General features: G+C 32.6%; 4 protein-coding genes. 2 read left to right on the plus strand and 2 right to left on the minus strand.

Features of this window, described 5'->3' with window-relative positions; translation table 11 throughout:
- Together DW006_RS11875 and DW006_RS11880 are read left to right on the plus strand one after the other, a co-directional pair.
- Positions 1–739 (plus strand): restriction endonuclease subunit S (locus DW006_RS11875; RefSeq protein WP_199521917.1); only part of this gene is annotated, 739 nt, incomplete at its 5' end.
- Positions 740–745: 6 nt separating this feature from the next.
- Positions 746–3,697: an HsdR family type I site-specific deoxyribonuclease gene (locus DW006_RS11880; RefSeq protein ID WP_118000897.1), complete on the plus strand. Its 2,952-nt coding sequence runs from the start codon at positions 746–748 to the stop codon at positions 3,695–3,697.
- Positions 3,698–3,778: 81 nt separating this feature from the next.
- On the opposite strand, the gene DW006_RS11885 is transcribed toward DW006_RS11880, so the two are convergent.
- Both DW006_RS11885 and DW006_RS11890 read right to left on the minus strand, forming a co-directional pair.
- The gene (locus tag DW006_RS11885; protein WP_117908309.1) at positions 3,779–4,708 is read right to left on the minus strand and encodes a site-specific integrase; all 930 of its coding nucleotides are present in this window, start codon (positions 4,706–4,708) and stop codon (positions 3,779–3,781) included.
- A 24-nt stretch (positions 4,709–4,732) separates the two neighbouring features.
- A partial coding sequence (locus DW006_RS11890; protein ID WP_199521918.1) for a restriction endonuclease subunit S occupies positions 4,733–5,259 on the minus strand: 527 nt, incomplete at its 5' end.

Raw genomic sequence — 5,259 nt, forward strand, 5'->3', positions numbered from 1 at the left:
AATATCATCATCATTAGATAATCTCGACCACCTCATCACTCTTCATCAACGTAAGTGTGATGACACAAAAAAATTAAAAAAATATATGCTTCAAAAAATGTTTCCGAAAAATGGAGAAAAATTTCCAGAAATCCGTTTTAAAGGATTCACTGAAGCTTGGGAACAGCGTAAGCTGGGGGATATATATGGTTCGATTGGAAATGCATTCGTAGGAACAGCTACTCCGTACTATGCAGAACATGGACATTTTTATTTGGAATCTAACAATGTAAAAGACGGACAGATAAATCATAACGCTGAAATTTTCATAAATGATGAATTTTATGAAAAGCAAAAAGATAAATGGCTACATACTGGAGATATGGTTATGGTTCAGTCAGGGCATGTTGGACATGCAGCTGTAATCCCTGAAGAATTGGACAATACAGCGGCTCATGCCTTAATCATGTTCAGAAATCCCAAAGAAGAAATTGAACCTTACTTTTTGAATTATGAATATCAGACTGATAAAGCCAAAAAGCAAATTGAGAACATTACTACTGGTAATACCATAAAACATATCCTTGCATCAGATATGCAGGAATTTGTAGTTGATATTCCAAAATATGAAGAACAGAAAGCGATTGCGGGCTATTTTTGTAAACTCGACCATCTCATCACTCTTCATCAACGTAAGTGTGATACACTAAAAGAGTTAAAAAAATATATGCTACAAAATATGTTTCCAAAGAAAGGATAAGGGATTATGGCAGAATTAGAAGCAATAATTGAGAGAAGACTAATAGACCAACTATGTAGTGGTGAATCACAATGGACGTATAGACCGGATATCAGAAATGAAGAGCAATTATGGAAGAACTTTAAGTATATTTTAGAGCAGAATAATAAAGCAAAACTAAATGATACACCATTAAGTGAAAGTGAGTTCGCAAAGGTAAAGAATGATTTATCACATGCTTCATTTTATGATGCAGGGAAATGGCTAGTTGGCGAAAATGGAAAAGTTTATGTTCATGTACAAAGAGGCAATGAAACATTACATTTAGTCGTTATGAATAATGAGCACATTGCAGGCGGGACAAGTGTATATGAAGTTATAAATCAATATCAGGCGTTCAAAACAGAAGAAAATGGCGAAAGGGACAGAAGATTTGACGTCACATTGCTTATTAATGGAATTCCTATGATTCATATTGAACTGAAAAATAAAGAACATTCATATATGGACGGATATAGGCAAATAAAGAAATATATAGCAGAAGGTAAATTTAGAGGTCTCTTTTCAAATATTCAAATGTTTGTTGTAAGTAATGTGGTAGATACAAAATATTTTTCGGCAGCAAGAGATACGGAATTAAATAAAAAATTTATTACAGGATGGATAGATGAAAAGAACTATCCTGTATGTGATTATATGGATTTTGCAAAGGCAGTATTAAAAATACCGGAAGCGCATGAAATGGTTACAAAATATACAGTTTTGGATAATGACAAAAAGAAATTGTTAATTCTGAGACCATATCAGATTCATGCAATTAAGGCAATGCGAAATGCATCAAAACAAGGAAAATCAGGATTTATTTGGCATACAACAGGTTCAGGAAAGACAATGACATCATATAAGGCTACAAGAAACCTGCTAATGGATATACCATCTATAGAAAAAACAGTTTTTTTGATTGATAGAAAAGATTTAGATATGCAGACAAAGATGGCATTTCAGTCTTATGCAGATAACGATACAATTGATGTAGATGATACAGATTATGTCGATACTTTAATTAAAAGAATGACTGATGGTAATAGGCAAATGATTGTTACAACAAGACAAAAAATACAGACAATGATTAGCAATCGTTTGAAAGAAGGAACGAAAGAATATCAGATTATAAAGAATTTAAGAGTTGCTTTTGTAGTAGATGAATGTCATAGAGCAGTAACTCCTGAAACAAAAAGAAAATTGGAACAGTTCTTTAATAATTCTTTGTGGTATGGATTTACCGGAACACCTATTTTTGAGCAGAATAAATATGAACAAAAGGGAGACTTACCACAAACTACAGAACAGCTGTATGGAAAGTGTTTGCATAGTTATACGATAAAGGAAGCTATCCATGATGAGGCAGTCTTAGGCTTTATGGTAGAAAATCTTGGACCAAAGAATAAGGATGTAGATGAATCTGCCTATTTATCCGAAAAGCATATGAGAAATGTTTTAGACGTTATATTGAATCAATCTGCCACAAAATTGGGAATGCAGAATGGTAAAGGAAGAACATATGAGGGAATATTAACAGTTAAATCCATTTCAATTGCACAAAAATATTATGAATTGTTAAAGAAAATAAAAAATGGACAAGATGAGTTAAAGATAAGTGAAGATATTCAGAAAGCGTTACCGGATTTTCCTAAGTTTGCAATTACATACTCAATTTCAGAAAATGAAGAAGCATCTACTGTTAATCAGGATAAGATGAAAGAATCTTTAGAAGATTACAATGAAATGTTTGGAACAAATTACAAGCTTGAGGCGATAAATGCCTACAATAGTAACTTAAATGACAGATTAGCAAGAAAGGAAAAGAAATATCTTGAAAGAAGTCAGCAACTTGATTTGGTAATTGTTGTTGATAGATTGTTGACGGGATTTGATGCACCTTGTTTATCTACATTGTTTATGGATAGACCACCAATGACTCCACAGAATATAATTCAGGCGTTTTCACGAACTAATCGATTGTTTGATAGTAATAAGCAGTATGGACAGATTGTAACATTCCAATCGCCTAAAGAGTTTAAAGATGCTATAAACAATGCATTGACATTATATTCTAGAGGTGGTGATGGAAAACCAGTAGCTGAGGATTGGGAAACTGTACTTGATAATTTCAACATATCTGTTAAGGCTATTCATGCTTTAGCAGAAACACCCGAAGAGATATCAGCATTGTCAAGACAACAAAAGAAATCGTTTGTTCATCTGTTTAGAGCATTAGACCATGATTTCGCACATCTTAAGGCGTTTTCAAATTACAATGAAGATATATTGAAAGATTTGGAATTTTCACAGGAAGAATATGAAAACTATGCAGCAATGTATAACAATGTAATGGAGGAACTTAAGAAACCTTCAGATGACCCAGATGGAGATGGACCTGAATTAGATGAATATGATTTAATGGCTTATAGTAAGTTGCGTATAGATTTTGAATATATTATTGAATTGCTTCAAGGAGTTGTTGAGTCTTTAGACCAGACAAAAGATGATTTTAAAGAATCTGATTTTGAATATAATATTAATGTATTAAGAGGTATTATCGATGATTATTATAAGGTTAATCCACAAATAAGTGAGCTACTAAATATAATTATTGAAGATATCGAAAATGATAAGGAAAAGTATATAGGTCAGGACATATCCGTTATATTTAATCAGATGAAGTATAAAATTATCGATGATGCTATAAGGGAATTTGCTCAAAAATGGTATTTAGAAGATGAGGATGTTAAGTTTGAAGCATATAATTATAGAGATGGAATGCTTGCAAACGAAAACGTCCTAAAAGAAAAAACGGATTATAAAACTTATAAAGAAGAATCAGAAGAACCTATGCCAAAATACAAGTTTAGAAAAACTATGGTAGAAGAGTTTAAAAATGATTTAATGGAAGAAATAAGCCCATTGATTAATGAATAATATAATTATCAAGAAAGTAAAAGCTTGGAATTTTTTGAGTTTCCAAGCTTTTATTTATTAAAATCGGCGTGCATATTTTATTTAAGAAAGGTTAGATAATGACCTCATAATAATATCAATATCCTTACTTTCAAGTTCCTGTATAATATGGAGATATGTTTTTTGAGTTGTAGTCATACTAGCGTGTCCCAATCTCCTTGCAACACTGGCAATTGAAACTCCGGCAAATAGCAAAAGTGATGCATGCGTATGTCGTAATCCGTGAATTGAAATTACTGGAATACCGGTACTAATACAATGTCTTGCTAAAATATCATTTAGCGTAGAGTTGTATACTTTTTCTTTAACGAAAATTGGTTCGTTTTCAGGTAAATCTTTTATAAGTGAAGAAAACTGCATTACTGTCTGCCAATCAAGTTGAATTTTTCTCATAGAAGAAAGATTTTTTGTAGGAAGAAAACCACCGTTACCTTTGTAATTCCATGTCTTAGAAACAGTTAACATTTGATGAGACAAGTCAAAATCTTTAGGGGTTAATGCTAATGCTTCTGAAAATCTCATTCCTGTCTTAGCTACTAAAAGTATAAACCAATCCCAATTTATATTCTGTGATAAATCTAAAGACTCAATTAACTTATGTAGTTCAAATTGGTTAAGATACTTTTGCTTTTTTGCTCTAGGTTCTTTGCCTTTAATGATAGCTTTCCTTGTAGGGTCGCGGGAAATTAAACCCTCATCAACAGCATCTAATATTGCACATTTAATATGATGATGAAAATCCATAGTTGTTTGTCGTTCATGGTTTTGTGCATAATCGTTTAGAAGTTGCTGATAAGATATTCTGTCAATATCCCCAACAGTAAGAGTCGGAATTAATTTTACCAACCATTGATGTGCCATCTTATATTTGTTCATTGTTATAGGTCTTATAGCACCTTCCTTGTAAACAGTAATCCATTTTTTGTAGTAATCACAGAATAAAGTGTCACTACTGACTGTCGTTGTGTTCATTTGTAAGTCCTCCTTTTCATTAGTCTATAATGCACGCCGATGAAGAGTGATGAGGTGGTCGAGATTATCTAATGATGATGATATTTTCTTCTGTTCTTCCATTCCTGGTATTAAGAATTTGAATGAGCCAACCTCTGTTGTAGATATACTCGCTTGATTCACAGCAGGCTTTGCTATTATTCTAAACCAGTCTCTGGTCGATTCTTTTTTGAGCAAATGAAGTAAAAAGTGGGAATCTATTTCTTCATGCCTTGAACGTATATTTAACAGGTTCATTCCATGATATATTTCCCCTAAATCCGCAGTATAAAGGGCTGTATTAGCAATATAAGGGAGACTATTTATATGACTAAAAAGTATATCCCCATCCACAAGCCTATAATTCTCATTTACCTCATCTGAAGAACCGAGCTTTTCGGTGTTTATCACTCCAGATGATATACTTTCTATTCTTGTAATTTTGTATCTATGATCTCTACTTCCATCAGCTCTGTATGTATAACCATTCTTTATACTTTCTGTTACATCCGACAACTTACGCTGTTCCCAAG

It is taken from the genome of Eubacterium sp. AF36-5BH (genome assembly GCF_003460505.1).
In the GTDB taxonomy this organism is placed as follows: domain Bacteria; phylum Bacillota; class Clostridia; order Lachnospirales; family Lachnospiraceae; genus Eubacterium_G.

Excerpts from the sequence above, each read along its gene's own strand:
- DW006_RS11880 (WP_118000897.1), top strand. The coding sequence starts at position 746 with ATGGCAGAATTAGAAGCAATAATTGAGAGAAGACTAATAGACCAACTA.
- DW006_RS11885 (WP_117908309.1), bottom strand. The coding sequence starts at position 4,708 with ATGAACACAACGACAGTCAGTAGTGACACTTTATTCTGTGATTACTAC.